Source organism: Amycolatopsis nalaikhensis (genome assembly GCF_030264295.1).
Classification (GTDB): Bacteria; Actinomycetota; Actinomycetes; order Mycobacteriales; family Pseudonocardiaceae; genus Amycolatopsis; species Amycolatopsis nalaikhensis.
Window position 1 is genome coordinate 5,633,193 of the sequence record NZ_CP127173.1, and the last position, 21,210, is coordinate 5,654,402.

18 protein-coding genes and 1 pseudogene are annotated in these 21,210 nt (G+C 73.5%); 16 read left to right on the top strand and 3 right to left on the bottom strand.

Features of this window, described 5'->3' with window-relative positions; all coding sequences use genetic code 11:
* The first annotated feature begins 25 nt into the window (after nt 1–25).
* The 9 genes and pseudogenes from QP939_RS27750 (at nt 26) to QP939_RS27790 (ending at nt 12,430) form a co-directional block, all read left to right on the top strand.
* Nucleotides 26–1,096 carry a carboxymuconolactone decarboxylase family protein gene (locus QP939_RS27750; protein WP_285449153.1) on the top strand — a complete coding sequence of 357 codons (1,071 nt, stop codon included), beginning with the start codon at nt 26–28 and terminating at the stop codon, nt 1,094–1,096.
* Between the two features lie 216 nt (nt 1,097–1,312).
* Nucleotides 1,313–2,107, top strand: coding sequence for a TIGR03084 family metal-binding protein (locus tag QP939_RS27755; RefSeq protein ID WP_285449154.1), 795 nt, complete (start codon nt 1,313–1,315; stop codon nt 2,105–2,107).
* Nucleotides 2,108–2,362: 255 nt separating this feature from the next.
* Nucleotides 2,363–8,184: pseudogene (locus QP939_RS27760) on the top strand (type I polyketide synthase).
* A 2-nt stretch (nt 8,185–8,186) separates the two neighbouring features.
* A complete protein-coding gene (locus QP939_RS27765; RefSeq protein ID WP_176171962.1) occupies nt 8,187–8,636 on the top strand; it encodes an acyl-CoA thioesterase in 450 nt (149 codons plus the stop codon).
* A gap of 1 nt (nt 8,637) precedes the next feature.
* Entirely contained in the window at nt 8,638–9,210 is a 573-nt protein-coding gene (locus QP939_RS27770) for a flavin reductase family protein (RefSeq protein WP_285449155.1), read from the top strand.
* A 26-nt stretch (nt 9,211–9,236) separates the two neighbouring features.
* Nucleotides 9,237–10,295, top strand: coding sequence for an SDR family NAD(P)-dependent oxidoreductase (locus QP939_RS27775; RefSeq protein WP_285449156.1), 1,059 nt, complete (start codon nt 9,237–9,239; stop codon nt 10,293–10,295).
* A complete protein-coding gene (locus QP939_RS27780) occupies nt 10,292–10,495 on the top strand; it encodes a DUF6222 family protein (protein ID WP_285449157.1) in 204 nt (67 codons plus the stop codon). Before QP939_RS27775 ends, QP939_RS27780 begins: the two co-directional genes overlap by 4 nt.
* A 158-nt stretch (nt 10,496–10,653) precedes the next feature.
* Nucleotides 10,654–12,195 (top strand): acyl-CoA carboxylase subunit beta, encoded by a 1,542-nt coding sequence (locus tag QP939_RS27785; RefSeq protein WP_414641954.1) that lies wholly within the window; start codon nt 10,654–10,656, stop codon nt 12,193–12,195.
* 16 nt (nt 12,196–12,211) lie between these two features.
* Nucleotides 12,212–12,430: an acyl-CoA carboxylase epsilon subunit gene (locus QP939_RS27790; RefSeq protein ID WP_285449159.1), complete on the top strand. Its 219-nt coding sequence runs from the start codon at nt 12,212–12,214 to the stop codon at nt 12,428–12,430.
* Between the two features lie 441 nt (nt 12,431–12,871).
* On the opposite strand, the gene QP939_RS27795 is transcribed toward QP939_RS27790, so the two are convergent.
* Entirely contained in the window at nt 12,872–13,063 is a 192-nt protein-coding gene (locus QP939_RS27795) for a hypothetical protein (RefSeq protein WP_285449160.1), read from the bottom strand.
* A 169-nt stretch (nt 13,064–13,232) separates the two neighbouring features.
* On the opposite strand from QP939_RS27795, the gene QP939_RS27800 reads away from it, so the two are divergent.
* From QP939_RS27800 to QP939_RS27825, 6 genes are all read left to right on the top strand, one after another.
* Nucleotides 13,233–13,391, top strand: coding sequence for a hypothetical protein (locus tag QP939_RS27800; protein WP_285449161.1), 159 nt, complete (start codon nt 13,233–13,235; stop codon nt 13,389–13,391).
* 110 nt (nt 13,392–13,501) lie between these two features.
* Nucleotides 13,502–13,840, top strand: a complete 339-nt coding sequence (locus QP939_RS27805; protein ID WP_352247595.1) for a DUF6235 family protein — start codon at nt 13,502–13,504, stop codon at nt 13,838–13,840.
* A 254-nt stretch (nt 13,841–14,094) separates the two neighbouring features.
* A complete protein-coding gene (locus tag QP939_RS27810; RefSeq protein ID WP_352252739.1) occupies nt 14,095–14,580 on the top strand; it encodes a DUF6423 family protein in 486 nt (161 codons plus the stop codon).
* Nucleotides 14,581–14,610: 30 nt separating this feature from the next.
* Nucleotides 14,611–15,951, top strand: coding sequence for an FAD-dependent oxidoreductase (locus tag QP939_RS27815; protein ID WP_285449164.1), 1,341 nt, complete (start codon nt 14,611–14,613; stop codon nt 15,949–15,951).
* Nucleotides 15,944–16,402: a DUF6187 family protein gene (locus QP939_RS27820; protein WP_285449165.1), complete on the top strand. Its 459-nt coding sequence runs from the start codon at nt 15,944–15,946 to the stop codon at nt 16,400–16,402. The genes QP939_RS27815 and QP939_RS27820 overlap by 8 nt, the downstream gene beginning before the upstream one ends.
* A complete protein-coding gene (locus QP939_RS27825) occupies nt 16,374–16,919 on the top strand; it encodes a carboxymuconolactone decarboxylase family protein (RefSeq protein ID WP_285449166.1) in 546 nt (181 codons plus the stop codon). The genes QP939_RS27820 and QP939_RS27825 overlap by 29 nt, the downstream gene beginning before the upstream one ends.
* A 45-nt stretch (nt 16,920–16,964) precedes the next feature.
* Here QP939_RS27825 and QP939_RS27830 read toward each other — a convergent pair whose 3' ends face one another.
* Nucleotides 16,965–18,341, bottom strand: a complete 1,377-nt coding sequence (locus QP939_RS27830) for a cation:proton antiporter (RefSeq protein ID WP_285449167.1) — start codon at nt 18,339–18,341, stop codon at nt 16,965–16,967.
* Between the two features lie 191 nt (nt 18,342–18,532).
* Here QP939_RS27830 and QP939_RS27835 point away from each other — a divergent pair, with 191 nt between their 5' ends.
* On the top strand, nt 18,533–18,955 hold the full coding sequence (locus QP939_RS27835; RefSeq protein WP_285449168.1) for a neocarzinostatin apoprotein domain-containing protein: 423 nt from the start codon (nt 18,533–18,535) through the stop codon (nt 18,953–18,955).
* A gap of 71 nt (nt 18,956–19,026) precedes the next feature.
* On the opposite strand, the gene ligA is transcribed toward QP939_RS27835, so the two are convergent.
* Nucleotides 19,027–21,132, bottom strand: a complete 2,106-nt coding sequence (ligA, locus tag QP939_RS27840) for an NAD-dependent DNA ligase LigA (RefSeq protein WP_285449169.1) — start codon at nt 21,130–21,132, stop codon at nt 19,027–19,029.
* Nucleotides 21,133–21,210: the final 78 nt, after the last annotated feature.

Sequence of the window (21,210 nt, forward strand, 5' to 3'; positions counted from 1 at the left end):
GTTCGCCGGTTCTCGAGGAGGAACGATGGCGGCGGGACTGGTGCGGTTCGCGTTGCGGCGGACTGTGAAGGACGTCAAGCACGTCGAGGCCGTCCGGCCGCGGCGGGCGAGCGGCCTGGTGCGGGAGGTGTACCGGCAGCTCGAACGGGACTTCGGGATGCTGGCCCCGCCGATCGCGCTGCACTCGCCGTCGCCGCCGGTGCTGGCGGCCGCGTGGCTCGTGCTGCGCGAATCGCTGGTCGCGGCGGGGGTGTCGAGCCGCGCGGACCGGGAAGTCGTCGCGGCCGCCGTGTCGGCCGCCAACGCTTGCCCCTACTGCGTCGAGGTGCACGCGATGGCCGTCGGCGCGCTGGGGGACCCCGCCACCGCGGCCGCGCTGGAGGCGGGTACGCCGGGCGAGATCGCCGACCCCGACGCCCGCGAACTCGCCGAGTGGGCGCGGGGCGCGGGCCCGCTCCCGCCGGGCGTCCCGGCCGAGGCCGCGGCGGAGTTCACGGCGGTGGCCACGACCTTCCACTACCTCAACCGGATGGTCGCCGTCTTCCTCGGCGATTCGCCGCTGCCCGACCAGGTGCCCGCGTCCGCGCGCGGGACGGCGAAGGCGGTGCTCGGCCACTTCCTCCGGCCCGGCCAGGCGCCACCGGCCGGGCAGGCACTCGAGCTGCTACCCGCCACGAGCGTCGATGGCCCGGACTGGGCCGTGCCGGGTAGCACGCTGGCCGACGCCTTCGCCCGGGCGCGCGTGGCCGTCGAAGCCGCCGGAGAGCGGGTGCTGCCGCCGCGGGTGCGCGACCTCGTCCGGCGCGAGCTGAAGGCGTGGGACGGGCTCCCGCCGGGCCTGGGCCGGTCCTGGACCGACGGGCCGGTGGCCGAGCTGCCGCCCGCGGAACGCCCGGCCGCGCGCCTGGCCCTCCTGGTGGCGAAGGCCGCCTACCAGGTCGACGACGACCTCGTCGTCGCCGTCCGCCGCGACCGCGCCGACGACCGGGGACTGATCGAACTCGTCTCGTGGGCCGCTCACGCCGCCGCCGAGGAGCTCGGCAGCCGCCTTTCCCTGCGCCCACGAGGAGAAGACGCATCCCGCGAGCGCGGGTGATGATTCGAAAAGGAGCAGATCGACCGGCCGGCCGAGCGCAGCACCGGGACACAGCCGACCCGCGCCCGGGGACTCCGCGGCAGGCCAGGCCGGATCCCCTCGATCTCTCCCCGGCGGCCGCCGCACCGTGGCCCGCTCACCCCCGCCACGAGCCCGGCGGCCGCCGGACCACGTCCCCTGACCGCCCACGAGGACCGAGTAGCGAGAGGACAGCCGGTGACTGACACGACGGCCGTGATCGCCGACCTGACGACCGAGGCCGAGGGCGTGGACGCGCTCGTCGCCGGCCTTTCCGAAACCGAGTGGGACACCCCGACCCCGGCGCCCGGCTGGACCGTGCGCCACCAGGTCGGGCACCTCGCCTTCATCTTCCGCATCGCGGGCCTCGCCGCGGCGCAGCCGGACGCCTTCGTCGCGATGACGAAGTCGATCGGCGGCGACCTCGACGCCGCCGTCAACGGCGCGCTCCAGGAGTACCTCGGCGGGCCGGCGGAGGTCCTGCTGAACCGCTGGCGCGCCGAGCGCGACCAGGGCATCAAGGCGCTCGCCGCGGTCCCCGGCACGGACCTGGTGCCGTGGCTGGTCAACCCGCTGCCGCCGTACGTGCTCGCCTGCGCGGGCATGATGGAGGTCTTCGCACACGGCCAGGACATCGCCGACGCGCTCGGCGTCCGCCCGGTGCGCACCGACCGCCTGGCCCACCTCGTCGGGTTCGCCGTGCGCGTGCGCGACTTCGGGTACCAGGCGCGCGGGCTGACCCCGCCGGAAGAAGAGTTCCGCTTCGAGATCACCACGCCGTCCGGGCGCCTGCTGACCTTCGGGCCGGAGGACTCGCCGGAGCGCGTCACGGGCGGCGCCGAGGACTTCTGCCTGCTGGTCACCCGCCGTCGCCACCCCGACGACCTCGACGTGCGCGCCGAAGGCGGGCTGGCCCGGCAGTGGCTGGAACTGGCCCAGGCCTACCGGGGCCCGGCGGGCGACGGCCGCCGTCCCGGGCAGTTCCCCGCCTGATCAGTCCGGTGTGGACGGTCGAGGGGAGCGCGGCGGATTTGTTCGCCGTTGCGCTTCCCGCGGCCGGGGCAGGGAGAAAGAAGAAGCCGGGCGTGCGGGAGCCCATGCTGAAGCGGGCTGGGGCACCGCGGGGCAGACCCCGGCGGTACACGACGAACGACCTCGGCGGCGGGTGCGGACCCGTGCGCCGGACAGAACCGGGAGCCGTCGCCCTCGCGACGGACGGGCTCGAGAGCTATTTGGGAGTGCGGTGGCATGAGCGGTGAGCGGATAGCGATCGTCGGGATCGGACTGCGGTATCCGGACGCCCGTTCGCTGGACGAGCTCTGGGAGAACGTGCTGGCTGGCCGCCGCGCGTTCCGACGGCTGCCCGACGAACGGATGAACCGGGCGGACTACTACTCCCCGGACCCGGCGGCACCGGACCGGTTCTACGCGCAGAAGGCCGCGGTGCTCCGCGACTTCGAGTTCGACCGGGTCGCGTACAAGGTCGCCGGCAGCACTTTCCGGGCCACGGACACCACGCACTGGCTGGCGCTCGACGTCGCCGCGCAGGCGCTGGCCGACGCCGGGTTCCCCGAGGGCGACGGCGTGCCGCGCGAGGCGACCGGTGTCGTCATCGGCAACAGCCTGACCGGCGAGTTCTCGCGGGCGAACATCATGCGGCTGCGCTGGCCGTACGTGCGCCGGACCGTCGCCGCGGCGCTGTCCGAGCGCGGCTGGGGCGACGACGAGACGGCGTCGTTCCTGCGGGAAGCTCGAGGTCCAGTACAAGGAGCCGTTCCCGGAGATCAACGAGGACACCCTGGCCGGCGGGCTGGCGAACACCATTGCCGGCCGCGTCTGCAACTACTTCGACTTCGCCGGCGGCGGCTACACCGTCGACGGCGCGTGCTCGTCCTCGCTGCTTTCCGTGGTGAGCGCGGCGAACTCGCTGGCGCAGGGCGACCTCGACGTAGCCATCGCCGGCGGCGTCGACCTCTCGATCGACCCGTTCGAGGTGATCGGCTTCGCCAAGACCGGCGCGCTCGCCAAGCGCGAGATGAAGGTCTACGACGCCGACTCGAACGGCTTCTGGCCGGGCGAAGGCTCCGGCATGCTCGTCCTGATGCGCGAAAGCGACGCGATCGAGCAGGGCAAGCGCATCTACGCCTCGATCGGCGGCTGGGGCGTGTCCTCCGACGGCAAGGGCGGCATCACCCGGCCCGAGGCGGCCGGGCACCGGCTGGCCCTCAAGCGCGCCTACGACCGCGCCGGCTACGGCGTCGAGACCGTGTCCTACTTCGAGGGCCACGGCACCGGCACCGCGCTCGGCGACGCCACCGAGATCGAGGCGCTGTCCACCGCCCGCCACGACGCCGACCCGCTGGCCGCCCCGGCCGCGCTGTCGACCATCAAGGGCAACATCGGGCACACCAAGGCCGCGGCGGGCGTCGCCGGGCTGATCAAGGCGACGCTCGCCGTGTACCACCAGGTGATCCCGCCCGCGACCGGCCACTTCGACCCGCACGAGAAGCTCACCGGCGACTCCGCCCGGATGTACGTGCCGCGCGAAGCGCAGCTGTGGCCGGCCGACGCCCCGGTCCGCGCCGGTGTCTCGGCGATGGGCTTCGGCGGGATCAACTCGCACGTCACGGTCACCGAGGCGCCGGGCGCGGCCCGCAAGACCGAGCTGGACGAGCGCACCAAGGCGCTGGTCTCCGGCCGTCAGGACGCCGAGCTGCTGCTGCTCGACGCCGACGACGTCGAGGCGCTGCGGGCCTGCGTCAGCTCCCTGCTGGAGATCGTGCCGAAGCTGTCGATGGCCGAGCTCACCGACCTCGCCGGGCAGCTGGCGGGCGAGCTCGCCAACCGGCCCGCCCGCGCCGCGGTCGTCGCGACCGGCCCGGAGGAGGCCGAGCGCAAGCTGACCCGCCTGCTCGAGCTGCTGGGCACCGACGGATCCGTGTTCGCGGCCACCGACGGCATCTTCGCCGGGCACCGCGTCACCGAGCCGCGGATCGGGTTCCTGTTCCCCGGCCAGGGTTCCGGGCGGGCCGCCGACGGCGTGCTGCGCCGCCGGTTCACCGTCGCCGACGACGTCTTCCGCGCCGCGGGCCTGCCCACCGGCGCCGACCACGTCGCCACCGAGGTCGCCCAGCCGAAGATCGTCGCCGGTTCGCTGGCCGCGCTGCGGGTGCTGCGTTCGCTCGGCATCGAGGCGCAGACGGCCGCCGGGCACAGCCTCGGCGAGCTGACCGCCCTGCACTGGGGCGGTGCGCTGGACGAGCGCGCGGTGCTGCAGCTGGCCAAGATCCGCGGCAAGGTGATGGCCGAGACCACCGCCGCCGAGGGTGCGATGGCGGGCATCGGCGCGTCGCCGAGCCGCGCGGAGGAGCTCGGCCTGGGCTCCGACGTCGTCATCGCGGGCTACAACGCCCCCGAGCAGACGGTGATCTCCGGCCCGGCCGCGGCCGTCGACCGGGTGATCGCCCGCGCCCACGCCGAAGGCGTCACCGCGACCCGGCTCAAGGTGTCGCACGCGTTCCACTCGCCGCTGGTCGAGCCGGCCGCGACGGCGATGACCGCGCCGCTGGCGGAGATCCCGTTCAACCGCCTCGAGCACGCCGTCGTCTCCACCGTCACCGGTGACGTCCTGCACGCGGCGGAGAACCTGCCCGAGCTGCTGCGCGACCAGATCGTGCTCCCGGTCCGCTTCCGCGAGGCCGCCGCCAAGGTGGCCGAGCGCAGCGACCTGGTGATCGAGGTCGGGCCGGGCCGCGTGCTCTCGGGCCTGTTCGAGGAGATCGCGCCGGGCACGCCGGTGCTGGCCGTCGACACCGACAGCACCACGCTGAGCGCGGTGCTGCGGGTGGCCGGTGCCGCGTTCGCGGCCGGGGCCCAGCTGACGACCGACCCGCTGTTCGAGGGCCGGGCGGTCCGCTCGCTGCCCGAGGACGGCGTGTTCAACTTCCTCGCCAGCCCCTGCGAAGCCGCGCCCGAGATCGACAGCGAGCTGGCCGCGGAACTGGCGGCCGAGAAGGAGCAGGCCGCTTCCGAAGCCGCGGTCGAGGTCGGCGGCGGCGCCAACGCGACGCTCGACCTGCTGCGCAAGCTCGCCGCCGAGCGCGTCGAGCTGCCGCTGGAGACCGTCACCGCGGACACCCACCCGCTCGACGACCTGCACCTGTCGTCCATCACGGTCGGCCAGCTGGTCAACGACGTCACCCGGGCGCTGGGCCGGCCCGCGCTGGAGGGCATGCCGAACTTCGCGACGGTCTGCCTCGGCGAGCTCGCCGAGATGATCGACGAGCTGGCGCAGACCGCGAAGCCGGCCGACGCCGGTGGCGGCGAGGTCCCGGCGCCGGCCGTGGGTCCGGCCGTTCGCGGTCGAGTACGTCCCCGCGCCGCGGCCGGTGGCCGACCTGACGCCGGGCCTCGGCCAGGCGCGCTGGGAGGTCTTCTCGACCCCGGGTCACCCGCTGGCCGAGCCGCTGCGCGCGGCACTGGCCCGCGCGGGTGCCGGCGACGGCGTGCTGCTCTGCCTGCCCGCCGACTGCGACGCGAGCCACGCCGGGTTGTTCCTCGACGCCGGCCGCGCCGTCATGGCCGCGCCCAACGGCACGCGCTTCGTCGTCGTCCAGCACGGGCTGGGCGCCTCCGGGCTCGCGAAGACCCTGCGGCTCGAGGACCCGTCGGCCCGCACCACGATCGTCGACCTGGCCGACCCGGCCCCGGCCGACCCGGCCGCGATCGCCGACGCGGTCAAGGTCGTCGTCGCCGAGGTCGCCGCGACCACGGACTTCGCCGAGGTCCGCTACGGCGCCGACGGCGGCCGGACGGTGCCGCGCCTGGCCGCGATCGCCCCGGCGCCCACCGGCCCGATCCCCGAGTCGCTGGAGGCGGGCGACGTCCTGCTCGTCACCGGTGGCGGCAAGGGCATCACCGCGGAAAGCGCGCTGGCGCTGGCCAAGGACTCCGGTGCGAAGCTCGCGCTGCTCGGCCGCAGCGACCCGGCCGACGACAGCGAGCTGGCCGAGAACCTGGGCCGGATGAAGGCCGCGGGCATCGACTACCGCTACGAGCGCGCCGACGTCACCTCGAGCACGCAGGTGGCCGACGCGATCGCCCGGATGCAGGCCGAGCTCGGCCCGGTCACCGCGGTGCTGCACGGCGCCGGGCGCAACGAGCCCGCCGCGTTGTTCAGCCTCACCGAGGACACCTTCCGCAAGACGCTCGCCCCGAAGATCGGCGGCCTCAACGCGGTCCTCGACGCGGTCGACAAGAGCAAGATCAAGCTGCTGGTCACCTTCGGCAGCATCATCGGCCGGGCCGGCCTGCGCGGCGAGGCGCACTACGCCACGGCCAACGACTGGATGACCGAGCTGACCCTGCGCTTCGGCCGCGAATACCCGCAGGCGCGGGCGGTCGCGCTGGAGTGGTCGGTCTGGTCCGGCACCGGCATGGGCGAGAAGCTCGGCGTGGTCAGCGCCCTCAAGCGCGACGGCATCACGCCGATCCCGACCGAGGACGGCATCGCCATCCTCAAGCAGGCGCTGGCCGACCCGGCGGTGCCGCCGGTGCTGGTCGTCTGCGGGCGCACCGGCGGGCTGGCGACGTTGCCGATCCAGCGCAAGGAGCTGCCGCTGACCCGGTTCGTCGACCGCGCGGTCGTGCACTACCCGGGCGTCGAGCTGATCACCGAGGCGGACCTGTCCGCCGGCTCGGACCCGTACCTGGCCGACCACCTGCTCGACGGGCAGCTGCTGTTCCCGGCGGTGCTCGGGATGGAGGCGATGACCCAGGTCGCCGCCGCCACCCTCGACCGGACCGGCGCGCCGGTGCTGTCCGATGTGGAGTTCCTGCGCCCGATCATCGTCTCGCCGGGCGGGTCCACCACGATCCGGCTGGCCGCTGTCGCCCGCGACGCCGACACCGTCGACGTCGTCCTGCGCAGCGACGAGACCGGGTTCAGCGCCGACCACTTCAAGGCCACGCTGAACTTCGCGCGGCCCGCGGAGATCGGGCCGAAGCAGGCCCGCGACACCGACGTCCCGTCGGTGCCGGTGGAACCGCTGTCGGAGCTCTACGGCACGGTTCTGTTCCAGGGCAAGCGGTTCCAGCGGGTCGTCGGCTACCGGCGGGCGAGCGCCCGGCACGCGGTCGCCGAGATCGCGACCACGGCCGACCACGACTGGTTCGCGCCGTTCCTGCCCCAGCAGCGGCTGCTGGCCGACCCGGGCACGCGGGACGCGATGATGCACGCGATCCAGTGCTGCGTCCCCGACGCGACGCTGCTGCCGCAGGGCATCGAGAAGCTGCACCTGGCCCAGCCCGGCGCCCAGCACCCGGAGTACGTGCTGCTGGACGCGAAGGAACGGCTGCAGGACGGCGACAGCTACGTCTACGACCTCGACGTCCGCAACCCGGACGGCGAGCTGGTGGAACGCTGGGAAGGCCTGATGCTGCGGGCGGTCCGCAAGACCGACGGGGCCGGGCCGTGGGTGCCCTCGATGCTCAGCTCCTACCTGGAGCGGGCGTGCGAGCGGATGCTCGGCGGCACCCGGTCGGTGGTCCTGGAGCCCGACCCCGCGGGCGTCGAGGTGGGCGGCATCGCCGAACGCCGCGCCCAGACCGCGCTGGCCGCGAGCCGCGCGTTCGACCGGCCGGTCGAGATCCGCTACCGGCCGGACGGCAAGCCGGAGGTCGACGGCGGCGCGATCACCGCGTCGCACAGCTCCCGGCTGACCCTCGTCGTGGCCGGCACCGGACAGGTGACCTGCGACGTCGAGACGGTGCTGGAGCGGACCGAGGAGGACTGGGCCGGGCTGCTCGGCGAAGAGCTGCTCTCGGTCGGCAGGCTGCTGGCCGCCGACGCGGGCGAGCCGGTCGCCGTGGCGAACACCCGGGTGTGGAGCGCCCTGGAATGCGTCCGCAAGACGGGCGCGATGACCGAGTCCCTGACCGTGCGCCGCGTGGAAGCCGACGGCTGGGCCCTGCTGGCCTGCGGGCCGGCGCGGATCGCGACCTGGGCCACGACCGTCAACGACCGGACCGAGCCGGTGGTCTTCGCGGTGCTGCAGGCAGAGGAGAACTGAGCATGTCCGACTACTACGAGATCCGCCACACGGTCGGCTTCGAAGAGACGAACCTGGTGGGCAACGTCTACTACGTGAACTACGTGCGCTGGCAGGGCCGGTGCCGCGAGATGTTCCTGAAGGAGAAGGCCCCGGCGGTGCTCGAGGAGGTCCGCGACGACCTCAAGCTCTTCACCCTCAAGGTGGAGTGCGAGTTCTTCGCCGAGATCACCGCGTTCGACGAGCTGTCCATCCGGCTGCGGCTGGAGGAGCTGACCTCGACCCAGGTCCAGTTCGCCTTCGACTACGTGCACCTGCACCCGGACGGCGAGCGGCTGGTCGCCCGCGGCCGGCAGCGGATCGCCTGCATGCGCGGCCCGAACACGGCCACCGTGCCGTCGCGGGTGCCCGAGCAGCTGCGCGAGGCGCTGGCGCCGTACGCCACCTCCGCGGTGAACGGCAGGGGAGCGTGACGTGGCCGACGCCGGGGAAACCATCGAACGGGCGGTCCTGAAGCGGCTGCCCACCCCGCCGGGGCGACGGCACCTGTCCGCCCAGACCGGGCTGCGCGAGGTGATGGCCCAGTTCGCGACCGGGGTCACGGTCCTCACCGCGGGCGGCGAGGCGGGCCACGGCATGACGGCCAACGCGTTCTCGTCGGTCTCGCTGGAGCCGCCGATGGTGCTGTGCTGCGTGTCCCGGGCCGCCCGGATGCACGCGGCGATCACCGAAGCCGGTTCGTACGCCGTGAACATCCTCGCGGCCGACCAGCAGGACCTGTCCAAGTACTTCGCCGACTGGCGCCGTCCCGCGGGGATGGCCCAGTTCGACTCGGTGGGCTGGACGCCGGGGGCGAAGACGGGGGCGCCGTTGCTGACGGGCGCGCTGGCGTGGCTCGAGTGCGAGCTCGCGGAGGCGTACGAAGGCGGTGACCACTCGATCTTCCTCGGCCGCGTGGTCACCTCCAGCCGCGGTACGGGGGACAACTCGCTCGTGTTCTACGGCGGCGGGTACCACGAGGTCGACGGCCGCGCCCGCGCGGCCTGAGCAAGGGGAGTGCGATGTTCGTCGCGGTGACGGGGGGCACCGGGTTCCTCGGTGCGCACACCGTGCAGGCGTTGCTGCGGCACGGTCACCGGGTCCGGCTGCTCGCGAGGCGGCCGGACCGGGTGGCGGCCGCGCTGGGCCCGCTCGGGGTGGCCCCGGCGGACGTCGACGTCGTCGCGGGCGACGTCACCGACCGGGCGGCGGCCGCCCGGCTGGTGTCCGGTGTGGACGGTCTACTGCACGCGGCGGGTGTGTACACGTTCGACCCCCGCCGCCGCGCCGAGTTGTGGCGGGTGAACGAATCCGGCACGGAGGTCGTGCTGGCGGCGGCCCGCGCCGAGGGCGTCGACCGGATCGTGCACGTGTCGACGGTGGGGACGTTGTACCCCACTGCGGCACCGGCGATCGGGCCGGGTTCGCCGCTCGGCGCGTCGCGCGAGCCTTACCTGGCTTCGAAGACGGCGGCCGAGCGGATCGCCCGCCGGTACGGCGCGGTCGTCACCCGGCCCCCGGCCCTGCTCGGGCCGCACGACCCGCACCTGGGTGATCAGAACGCCCGGCTGCGGGACCTGCTGCGCGGGCTGATGCCGTTGTGGCCCACCGGTGGCCTGCCGCTCGGCGATGTTCGCGACAACGCCGAACTGCACGCGCGGTTGTTCGACGGGGTGTCCGGTGCCGAGTTCTTCGGTCCCGGGACGTTCGTTTCGACGCGCGAGTACCTGGCGGCGGTGCGCGCGGCCACCGGCCGTCGGCTTCCGGCGGCGTTCTTCCCGGCGGGTGCGTTGACTTTCGCCGGGCGCGCCGCTGACGCGTTGCAGCGGTGCTGGCCGGGGCGGATCCCGGTGCAGTACGGCGCCATTCACGTGTGCGCGGTCGCGGTGCCGGTCGAGGCGGGGGCTCCGGCTGCCGGGGTGACCGCGCGGCCGCTGGCGGAGACCTTGACGGACACCGTGCGCTGGCTCGTCGAGACCGGCGCCCTGACCGCGCGGCGAGCCGGGTTGCCCGCCGACCACCAGACAGCTCTCGCTTCAGCTCCACCAGCCGGGCCCGCCGGGTCCGGCGCGACCGGAAAGGCACTGCCATGACCGCGCACGAGGAGACCGACGACACCACGCGCCCGGTCCGGGCCGTCCCGGACCCGATCGCCGAGCCCGTGGTCGCCGAGGTGCCCGCCATCACCCGGCCGATGCCGCGGCTGGGCCGGGGCATCGTGTGGAGCACCATCGTCGCCGAGATCGAGCAGGAGAACCTGGAGCGTCTCGGCCGGCTGAGGGACGCCGCGTGAGCGGTCCGTCCGACGCCAGTGCCCAGCCGCTCGACGACGCCGACGTGGTGCCCCTGACCGACGGCGAACGCCGCGGGACGGGGCACCACCGCCGCTCCGTCCCCACCGGTGACGCCCAGGTCATCTCCCTGCACCCGGCCACCGAGCCGGAGCCGGGGATGCCGTTGCTGCGCAAGCGGCGCGACGAGCTGGCCGCGCACGTCGCCGAGGGCCGGATGGACGCCGTGCGCCGCCAGCACTCACTCGGCAAGTTCACCGCGCGCGAGCGGCTCGCCCTGCTGCTCGACGACGACTCCTTCACCGAGATCGAGCCCTACCGGCGCCACCAGGCCCGCGGGCTCGGGCTCGAGGACAACCGCCCGTACACCGACGGCGTCGTGGCGGGCTCCGGCACGATCGACGGGCGCCGCGTGTTCGTCTACGCCCAGGACTTCACCGTGTTCGGCGGGTCGCTGGGCGAGGCGCACGCGGCGAAGATCCACAAGGTGCTGGACCTGGCCGTGGCCACCGGCTCCCCGGTGATCGCGCTCAACGACAGCGGCGGCGCGCGCATCCAGGAAGGCGTGATGGCGCTCAACGGCTACGGCGGCATCTTCCGCCGCCAGGTCGAGGCGTCCGGGGTGATCCCGCAGATCAGCGTCATCCTCGGCCCGTGCGCGGGCGGTGCGGCGTATTCGCCGGCGCTGGCCGACTTCACGTTCATGGTGCGCGACACCGGCTGGATGTTCCTGACCGGCCCGGACGTCGTCGAGGCGGTGACCGGGCGGCGCGTCAGCCACGACGAGCTCGGCGGCGCGGACACCCACGGCCGCCACTCCGGCGTCGCGACGGTGGTGCACGACGACGAGGAGAGCTGCCTCGCCGACGTCCGCTACCTGGTGTCGCTGCTGCCGCGCAACTACCTCGAGCAGCCACCGGCCACGCGCGAGACGGGCGCGACGGCGGACTGGCGGCCCCGGCTGGCCGAGCTCGTCCCGGCGGAGCCGAACCGGCCGTACGACATGCGCGACGTGTTCACGGAGATCGCCGACGACGGCGAGTTCTTCGCGCTGCACGAGGCTTGGGCGCCGAACGTGCTCTGCGCGCTGGCCCGCATCGACGGCCGGGTCGTCGGGCTGGTCGGCAACCAGCCGTGCGTGCTGGCCGGCGTGCTGGACGGGCCGGCGTCCCAGAAGGCGGCCCGGTTCGTCCGGTTCTGCGACGCGTTCGGCATCCCGCTGGTGACGCTCGTCGACGTGCCCGGGTTCCTGCCCGGCGTGGACGAGGAGCGCAGCGGCATCATCCGCCAGGGCGCGCAGCTGCTGCACGCGTACTGCGAAGCGACGGTGCCGCGGATCCAGGTGATCCTGCGCAAGGCCTACGGCGGCGCGTACATCGTGATGGACTCCCGGTCGATCGGCTGCGACCTGTCGCTGGCGTGGCCGACGAACCAGATCGCGGTGATGGGCGCCGAGGGGGCGGTGAACGTGCTGTTCCGCCGCGAGCTGGCGGCGGCCCCCGACCCGGCGGCGTTGCGCGCCCGGCTGGTCGCGGAGTACGTGGCGGAGTACCTGAACCCGCAGTACGCGGCGGAGCGCGGCCTGGTCGACGACGTGATCGACCCGGCCGACACCCGCGCGGCGATCGCCAGGGGCCTGGCGATGCTGCAGGACAAGCGCAAGCCAGGACCCCAGCGCAAGCACGGCAACCACCCCGTCTGAGTTTTCGAGGAATCCGATGGCCGCACCCGAACCCGCCCGCCCGCAGCTGACGGTGGTCCGAGGCCTGCCGGACGACGCCGAGCTGGCGGCGGTGATCGCGGCGTTGCTGGTCGCGTCGGCACCGCCGAGTCAGGCGGAGCCGACGCGGTCGGCATGGGCCGCCCCGGCGGCCCGCAGGGACGCACCCCGGACGGCGGGCCCGGACGCCTGGCGGCTGTCGGGCCTGCCGCTCTGAGGCTCTGCCGCGAATGACTCATTCGGGACACCAGAGGTCCCGAATGAGTCATTCGCGACGCTCGGGACCGGCGGGGCGTGCCTGCTCGCGCGGCAGGCGGGCGTGGAGCAGGGAGGCGGGCAGCGGGCTGTCACCGCGGGCTGCGTGCTGGCGTGCGCCGGGCCGCTGCTGCGGCCTGCGGAGGTGGGCAGGGGTTGGGCTTGCGCCGCTGCAGGCCGTGCGCTGGGCGTGCGCCGCGCCGCCGCTGCGGCCCGCGGCGGCGGGCCGTGGCCAGGGCTTGCGCCGCCGTCGCGTGCCGCTGGGCACCGCGGGCCCGCGCAAGTCACTGCCGCGCCGACGAACCCCAGCGTGGCCAGGTAAAGCGTCGCGAATGACTCATTCGGGACCCCAGACGTCCCCAATGAGTCATTCGCGACCGTCCGGCGAGCCGCACGAGCCCGCTCAGGCCGCCTCGTCCAGCTCGAACGCGTCGTACGCGTCGAACTCATCGCTGTCCCAGACCGGCAGCCGACGCAGCCGACGCAAGCCGTCCACCGGACGGGTCCCCTCGCTCACCCGATCGGTCCGGATCGGCTCCCGGCCGTCGAATCCGGCGGTGGCTTCGGTGAAGATCTCCTGAGGACGCTCGGTCATCGTGCACCTCGGTGGTCGTGGCGGGCTCCCGGCCCGTCCAGTGCACCGCGGTGGGTCGCTCGCGTGCGTCTCGCCCGCTGCGGACCCGTCCTTCGAGTCCGGCGCGACGAGACCTCGACCCGGATGGCGCACCATGGACACCGGGCAGGAGCGAGACGGAGGTAGCGCGATGACCGTTCCCACCACCCGGAATGACCGCGAGCTGATCGAAGAGGCGCTGGGCGTCGTCCCCGCGCCGCGCACCGCCCCCGAGGTCGTGCCCGCGCCGCCGGAACCGCCGGCTCAGCGCGAGTACCTCACCGACACGATCGTCCTGGGCTACAACTGATTCCGGCTGCGAGGCCGCAAGATCCGAGATGCCACCGACGGGCGGGAACGGCCACACTGGAAGCTGTTTCGCTTGTTCGTCGCGCTCGGTAGGGAGGCCAGCGGATGGCTATGCACCTCCGGCTCACGGCGGGTGTCGAGCTGCTCGACGAATGGGCGGAATCCGCTACCCAAGCCGAGCGGAACGTTCTCTACGAAGCCTTGTTCGCCATCGGCGACGGTTCCGTATTTCTCATTTACGACGTTTTCGGCGACCCCGATGACATTTCCAATTTCATCGTGATGGTCAAAGCGGATTTGATGGTGAAGATCAACGTCCAGCGCGCCGAATCGTCGTTCGACGTCCTCTACGTCGGCACCCTCGACGACGACGCGACGGCCAACGCCGCCGAGATAGCGGCCGAACTCGCCGCCGATGCCGTGGTCGAAGCCGACGTCGAAGACGTCTGACTCCGCCACTTCGCGCAGTCCTCCTTGCCCCGAACGGCCGCGTTCGCCACGCGCGAGCGGCCGTTCCCGCATCTACGTTCGGCCCTCCAAGACGTGCATTCGTCACCTTGACAGTCTCTCCGGCCGTGTGGAATTCTCGGGCGTGTTCGCAGTTCATGGGGGCTCTCGGGGGCAAATAAGGAGGCTGCGCAATGTCTTCACCGGAATTCGCGGGATTGGACGTTTCCGGTCGGGTGCGGGCACGGGACATCCAGATGGCCGGCGTCGCCGACGTCCGCCGCCGGGTGCTGATGATCTCGGGTGCGATCGACACGTCCGACCACGACGTCTCGGTCACGGTCAACCTGCCGGAGCCGGGGCGCTGGCAGATCATCAAGTCCGAGACGAACCTGACCGACCAGACGTGGGTCGCGATGCAGGTCGTGATGGACGACGAGTCGACCTTTGTCAACGACCCGGAGACGCTCGTCATGTCCCGGCAGTTCTCGAAGTCGTTCATGACGCCCGACCAGCGGCGGCTGACCTTCTACGGCGGCGAGGTCCGGCCGGGCGAGGCCGTGCTCAAGGTGTACGAGATGGAGACGAGCGCGCGCAAGCCGGCGTACTCCTACTCGCGGTACAGCCCGATCGCGACCGACAGCATGGAGCAGTCCCAGCAGACGCTGGAGGAGCTCGTCCAGAACGGGATGGCGCGGCGGCCGATGGTCGAGCTCATCGTCCCGGTCACCGTGATCGGCTGACCCGGTGCCGATCGGACGCCGGGGGACCCGGTGAGCACGTTCATCCCCGGGCCGCACCTGCTGGAGTCGCCCCGGGGCCGGGACTGGCCGCGGCTGCCCGCCGCCCCCGCGCCCGCGCGCGAACCGGTGCCGCCGTCGCGGGCCGACGTCGTCGTCGTGGGGGCGGGTCCGGCCGGGCTGGCCATGGTGTCGGCGCTGTGGCACCACGGCGTGCGCGACGTCGTCGTGCTCGACCGCGGCGGCCGGCCGTGCCGCCGGTTCTTCGACCGGATCGACCTGCTCGGCCAGCGCGTGCTGCGCTCGCCGTACGAGCACCACCCCGGGGTGGAGGGCTACCGCGACTGCGAGCTGCTGGACTTCGCGCGGCTGCACTGGGCGCGGCTGACGCCGGTCGAGCGCCGGGAGGTCCGGATGGCGCAGGCCGGGCACCGCTCGGTGGTGCCGGTGGACGTCTTCGAGGCCTACTGCGACCACGTCACCGCCACCCACGACGTCGGTGCACGGACGTGGCGGGCCACCGTCCGCGAGGTCCTGCCGGGCCGGTCCGACGTCACCGTGCGGACCGACCGGGGCACCGTCACCGCCCAGCACGTCGTCCTCTGCCCCGGCGAGGAGCGCCGCGAGGCGCCGCACGAGTGGTGGGGTGGCGGCGCCGCCCCGCCCGGGGTGGCCTACTGGGACGAGCGGCTGCCGTCGGCGGGGGAGCGCCAGGTGGTCGTGGGTGCCGGGCTGACCTCGGCGCACCTGATCTCGAACGCGCTGGCGGCCGGCCGCGAGGTGCACTGGGTGATCCGGGAGCCGGGCGAGCGCTACCAGTGCGCGGACGTCAACTCGAAGTTCTTCCGGCCCGAGGGCCGCGCCCGGATCGGCAACGTCGGCTGGGACGACCGGCTGGGGCTGCTGGCGCAGTTCCGGCGGGCGTCGATCATGTTCGAGTTCCGTCCGCTGCTGGAGCGGGCCGAAGCCGAGGGACGCCTGGTGGTGCACCGCGGCGAGGCGGTCACCGGGGTGGCGGCCGCGACCGGCGGCACGGCGCTGGTGCGCCTGGCCGGCGGGCAGCGGGTGGGCGGCGACTGCGTGGTGCTCGCGCTGGGCACGACGCCGGAGACCGGCCGCGGGCTGCTGCCCGAGGAGGTCGTCGGCGAACGCGACGGCTGGCCCGCGCTCGACGAGCGGACGCTGGCCTACACGTACGCGCCGCGGGTGTCGGCGGTCGGCGCGGCCGCGGGCATGGTGCTCGGCCCGGCGGCCCGCAACATCGACGGCCACCGCGTCGCCACGGCCCGCGCGGCCGACGCGATCGCGCGGAGCGTGCGCGGCGGGGCGCCGGCCGCGTCGCCGGTGCGGGCCGAGGTGGGTGCCGGTGTCTGAACGGGAACCGTACGACTCGCGCTTCACCCTCCCCGACGTCGACGCGTGGCCGGAGACCGAGGTCGGGGTGATCCTGCTGGGCCTCGAGCCCGACCGGCTGGTCGCCGGCCTCGGGTTCGCCTCGCTCGCGGACGACCCGGCCCTGGTCACCCAGGCGGTCGACCAGGCGCGGCACGGCGTCTTCGCCGCGGGCCAGGCCGGGCTGGCCGAGGCGGGCCTGGCCCGGTGGCGGACGCTGCGGCCGCTGCTCGCCGCCGTGCCGGGACGCCCGGCCGCGGGCGCGCTGCGGCAGGAGTGGGCGAACTCGGCCGACCTGGTCGCGGTCGCGGTGCCGGGCGTCGGGCCCGCCGCGCTGGCGTACCTGACGGCCTGCTGGATCCGCCGGGACGAAATCGACCGGCTCGCCGACCGAAAGGAACCCGATGTCCTACCTGAAGTCGCTCCCGGCTGAAACGACGCTGCTCCAGGTGTTCCAGGCCTACCCCGAACCGGCGCGCCACCTGCTCGCGTTCCACGAAACGCTGTTGCGCGGCGAATCGCCGTTCACCCCGGGGGAGCGGGAAATGATCGCGGCCTACGTTTCGGGCGTGAACAGCTGCGGCTACTGCCACGGCATCCACACCGTGACGGCCGAGGCGTTCGGCGTGCCGGAAGGCGTGCTGGCGGCGGCGGTGGCGGACCTGGAAACGGCGCCGGTGGACGACAAGCTGAAGCCCGTGCTCGCCTACGTCGGCAAGCTGACGCGCACGCCGTCGCGGATGTCGCAGGCCGACGCCGACGCCGTGTTCGCGGCGGGCTGGGACGAGCGGGCGCTGCACGACGCCGTGCTCGTCTGCGCGTTGTTCAACTTCATGAACCGGATGGTCGAGGGCCTCGGCATCGAGGCCGACGCGGCGTACACGGCGACGTCCGGGGAGCGGCTGGCCGAAGGCGGCTACGCCGGGCTGGCCGGACTGCTGGCCGGTTGACGAAAAGGCCGTCACCACCGCGGTGGTGACGGCCTTTTCGCGCGCTCAGGCCGCTTCGCGCCGGACGATGTCCGGAGTGGACCGTGGGGTGTCCTCTGTGGACAGTCGGTGGCCCAGCCAGTCCTCATGGTCGAGCAGCCGCAGCCGTTCGTCCTCGGTGCGCGCCACCCGCCGCATCGACAGCCGCAGCAACGGCGGTGCCATCACCGACGTCACGATCGCGACCAGGACCACCATCGTGTACGTGGCCGTGTTGAGCACGCCGAGCCGCAGGCCGGTCAAGGCCACGATCACCTCGATCACGCCGCGGGAGTTCATCCCCGCGCCGAGCGCGAGCCCTTCCCAGCGGCTGAGTTTGCTGACCCGTGCGCCGGTGTACGCGCCGACGAACTTGCCGACGATGGCCAGCGCCAGCAGGGCGAGCGCGGCCCACGCCGTGGTCGGGTGCCACAGCGCGGTGAGGTCCATCCGCAGCCCGGCCGTGGCCAGGAACAGCGGCGCCAGCACGGAAAGCACGACCGTCCGCAGTGGCGCGAGCTTGGGCTGCGCGCTCCGGGACTGGGCGATCAGGATGCCGCCGACGAACGCGCCGAACACCGGCTCCATGCCGAGGCTCTGCGTCGCGGCGCCGAAGGCCAGCAGGATGATGACGGCCATGCCGACCGCCGGACCGGGCTCCGGCCGGCGCGCGGCGAGGTCCATCAGCTTCCGCACGGCCACGCGGCCCACGGTGCCGGCCAGCGCCACGAAGCCGATCAGGTAGCCGACCGACAGCGAGACGATCCCGGCGGTGACGCCGACCGTCGCGGCCGCGGAGACGACCGAGAGCAGCAGCCAGCCGACGGCGTCGTCGACCATGCCGGCCGCCAGGGTCAGCTGGCCGATGTTGCGGTGCAGCAGGCGCATGTCGGTGAGCGTCTTGGCGATCACCGGGATCGCGGTGACGCACATCGCGACGCCGATGAACAACGCGAACACCCAGCGGCTCGAGTTGCCGCTGCCGAGCAGGGAACCGGGCAGCACGAACCCGAGCGCGATGCCCAGGCCCAGCGGCAGCAGCAGCCCGAAGAGGCTGACGGTGGCCGCGGTCCGGCCCTGGCGGCGCAGGATGCGCGTGTCGAGGTGCGTGCCGGTGACGCCGACGAGCAGCAGCACGGCGAGCTGGCCGACGGCGTCGAGCAGGTGGATCTGCTCGGCGGGCTGCGTGGGCAGCAGCCAGTTCGAGACGGCGGGCGCGAGGTGCCCGAGCAGCGACGGGCCGAGCAGCATGCCGGTGACGAGCTCGCCGACCACGGACGGCAGCCCGAAGCGCTCGCCGAGCCTGCCCAGCAGCTTGGCCGTGGTCAGCAGGACCAGCATGCCCAGCAGGAACAACAACAACGGGTGCGGCGCGATCGGCGCCACGGGAGCGGCAAGGTGCATGGTCGACCTCCACGAGTACTCGTCGGTCGAATTCTTCCGGCAGGCCGGCGGTGCCGGCGTCTCGATCCATGCGGATCTCACGAATTCCCGCTGCAGTTCGCCGGATTCTCCGTTCGGTGGCGGCCTCGCCGTAGGATCCGGGCAGGGGTCCGCCTTTTCCCGAAACGCACCGGAATGAGGGGAGTTTCTCCATGGGTACGAAAACCCGCAGACTCGCGACCGTGGTGGCGGCGGCCGCCGGACTGGTCGCCGCGGTCGCGCCGTCGGCTTCCGCCGCGGCGCCGGTCCGCCTGTTCGCGGCGCCGACGTTCGCCTTGTCCGCCAACGCCACCGTCGCGGCCGTCGTCACCGGCCTGCCCGCGAACGGCACGTTCTGGGTCGGCGAATGCGGCTGGGTGCCGACCGGCTGCGCCGGCAACCCGGCGACCGTCGTGGAAATCCACAGCGACGCCAAGGGCACCGCGTTCACCACGATCGTGGCGCAGAAAGTGTACGTCGGCAATATCGGCGACGGCGTCGACGTGACGGTCGACTGCGCCGCCGTGCAATGCACGCTCGGGGTCTACGACGTTTCCGTGACGGCGCTCGACCGCGTCGACATCCATTTCCGCTGACCCCGGCTCGTGAGTGGAAAACAGTGTTAGAACACTGTTTTCCACTCACGACGGGCGGGTGGGCGCGGGGGTCAGGAGGCGAGGATCTCCGCCGCGCGGCTGTCGTCGCCGCCGTCGTGGGCGGCCAGCAGGTCGGCGAACCTCTCCGCGGGCAGGATCCGGACGCCCAGCTCGGCCGCCTTGTCCGCCTTGCTGCCGGAACCGTCGCCGACGACGACCAGGTCCGTCTTCGCCGACACCGACCCGGACGCCGTCCCGCCGAGGCGTTCGACGGCCTGGTTGCCTTCGTCGCGGTTCTTCAGCCCGGGGACAGCACCGGTGACCACGACCCGCATCGGCGAGCCGTCGGGCTTGCGCAGCGGGAGCACGGTGGCCGCGGCCGGGGCCGGGGCGGCGTCCGGCTCGGTCATGGTGAGCCCGCGGGCCGCCAGCTTCGCGATGACCCCGGCCAGCTCGGCGAGCTCGGCCGCGATGGTCTCGGCGCGTTCCAGGCCGACGCCTTCGACCTCCTGCAGCTGCTCGGGCGTGGCCGCGAGCAGCGCGTCCATCGAGCCGAAGTGCCGGGCCAGCCGTCGCGACACCGCGCGCCCGGCCATCCGGATGCCGAGCCCGGTGAGCAGGCTCGACAACGGGCGCTTCTTCGTCAACGCGATCGCCGCGACGAGCTTGCCGCCGGAGATCTCGCCGAGGCCGTCGAGCGCCGCGAGCCGCGGCACGTCGAGGTCGTACAGGTCGGCCGGGTCGGCGACGAGCCCCTCGGCGACCAGCAGGTCGATGATCTTGCCGCCGAGGCCCTCGATGTCCATCGCCTCGCGCGTGGCGTAGTGGGCCAGGATCTTCCGCGCGCCGCAGGCCCGGCCGCCGGTGCAGCGCCAGCGCGTCTGCGAGCGGTCGATCTCGGAACCGCAGTCCGGGCAGACCTCGGGTGGCGTGAACGGCTTGGCGTTCTTCGGCCGCTCGTCGAGCTTCGCGCCGGTGATCTCGGGGATGACGTCACCCGCGCGGCGGACGAACACCGTGTCGCCGACGCGGACGTTGCGCCGCTCGAGGTCGTCGAAGTTGTGCAGGGTGGCGGAAACGACCTTCACGCCGTCGATGAAGACGGGTTCGAGCGTGGCGACCGGGGTGATCACGCCGGTCCGGCCGACCTGGACGTCGATGGCCAGCAGCTTGGTGCTGCGCGTGTCGGCGGGGAACTTCACGGCCACGCCCCAGCGCGGCGCCTTGGTCGACGCGCCGGCGGCGGCGCGGTCCTCGGGCCGGTCGGCCTTGATGACCGCGCCGTCCACGCCGAAGCCGAGGGAACCGCGCAGGTCCCGGATCTCGGCGACCGCGGCTTCGATCTCTTCGGCGCTGTGGCAGACCTTCAGCGCTGGCTTGCAGCCCGACGTCGTCGCGACGCCGAGCTTTTCCAGCTGGGCCATGGCTTCCGAGTGCGTGCCGTCGTCGGCGAGGCCCTGCACGGCGTAGGCGACGAACGACAGCGGCGCGGAGTAGGCGCGGTCGACCGCGCGCAGCGTCCCGGCCGCCGCGCTGCGCGGGTGCGCGAACGCGGGCTCGCCGTGCCCGGTGCGGAGCTCGTTGGCGGTGCGGAAGTCCTCGTCGGTCATGAAGACCTCGCCGCGGACCTCGATCGTCCGGGGCGAGGAAAGCTTGGCGGGCAAGCCTTTGGCGAGGATCGCGCGAGTCGTGACGTCCTCGCCCATCGTGCCGGTGCCACGCGTGAGGACGAGGGTGAGGCGCCCACGGGAGTAGCGGGCGGCGACCGCGAGGCCGTCCAGCTTGGGCTCGACGGTGTAGGCCGCGACCGGGTGGTCGAGGACGCGCTCGAGGCGCGCGGCCCACTTGTGCAGTGACTCGGTGTCGAAGACGTTGTCCAGGCCCAGCATCGGCGTGCTGTGCGGGATCTCGGTGCCCGGCGCGACGCCCGCGCCGACGGCTTCGGTCGGGGTGTCGGCGGGCTTCCACGCCGGGTGCGCGGCCTCGGTCGCGAGCGCGCGGGCCAGCAGGGCGTCGTAGGTGTCGTCGTCCATCAGGACGTCCGAGCCGGCGTAGTACGCGGTCGCGGCGGCGCGGATCTCGGCGAGCGCCTTCTCGTAACGCGCGGCGGACGGGAACGGCTTCGCCTTCGCCGGGTCGACGGGGTCCCCGGCGCCGGGGGGAAGTGCCGTGGTCATCGGGATCCCTCGCTCCTCGGCCGACGGACGGGCCGGACGGCCCCACCGGGGACGCTAGTCCCGCGACCGCCCGTCGCC

What these genes read in the sequence shown, in the direction of transcription:
- QP939_RS27750 (WP_285449153.1), top strand. Translation starts at nt 26, where the DNA reads ATGGCGGCGGGACTGGTGCGGTTCGCGTTGCGGCGGACTGTGAAGGAC.
- QP939_RS27765 (WP_176171962.1), top strand. Translation starts at nt 8,187, where the DNA reads ATGTCCGACTACTACGAGATCCGCCACACGGTCGGCTTCGAAGAGACG.
- QP939_RS27780 (WP_285449157.1), top strand. Translation starts at nt 10,292, where the DNA reads ATGACCGCGCACGAGGAGACCGACGACACCACGCGCCCGGTCCGGGCC.
- QP939_RS27785 (WP_414641954.1), top strand. Translation starts at nt 10,654, where the DNA reads ATGCCGTTGCTGCGCAAGCGGCGCGACGAGCTGGCCGCGCACGTCGCC.
- QP939_RS27790 (WP_285449159.1), top strand. Translation starts at nt 12,212, where the DNA reads ATGGCCGCACCCGAACCCGCCCGCCCGCAGCTGACGGTGGTCCGAGGC.
- QP939_RS27795 (WP_285449160.1), bottom strand. Translation starts at nt 13,063, where the DNA reads ATGACCGAGCGTCCTCAGGAGATCTTCACCGAAGCCACCGCCGGATTC.
- QP939_RS27800 (WP_285449161.1), top strand. Translation starts at nt 13,233, where the DNA reads ATGACCGTTCCCACCACCCGGAATGACCGCGAGCTGATCGAAGAGGCG.
- QP939_RS27805 (WP_352247595.1), top strand. Translation starts at nt 13,502, where the DNA reads ATGCACCTCCGGCTCACGGCGGGTGTCGAGCTGCTCGACGAATGGGCG.
- QP939_RS27810 (WP_352252739.1), top strand. Translation starts at nt 14,095, where the DNA reads ATGGCCGGCGTCGCCGACGTCCGCCGCCGGGTGCTGATGATCTCGGGT.
- QP939_RS27825 (WP_285449166.1), top strand. Translation starts at nt 16,374, where the DNA reads ATGTCCTACCTGAAGTCGCTCCCGGCTGAAACGACGCTGCTCCAGGTG.
- QP939_RS27830 (WP_285449167.1), bottom strand. Translation starts at nt 18,341, where the DNA reads ATGCACCTTGCCGCTCCCGTGGCGCCGATCGCGCCGCACCCGTTGTTG.
- QP939_RS27835 (WP_285449168.1), top strand. Translation starts at nt 18,533, where the DNA reads ATGGGTACGAAAACCCGCAGACTCGCGACCGTGGTGGCGGCGGCCGCC.
- ligA (WP_285449169.1), bottom strand. Translation starts at nt 21,132, where the DNA reads ATGACCACGGCACTTCCCCCCGGCGCCGGGGACCCCGTCGACCCGGCG.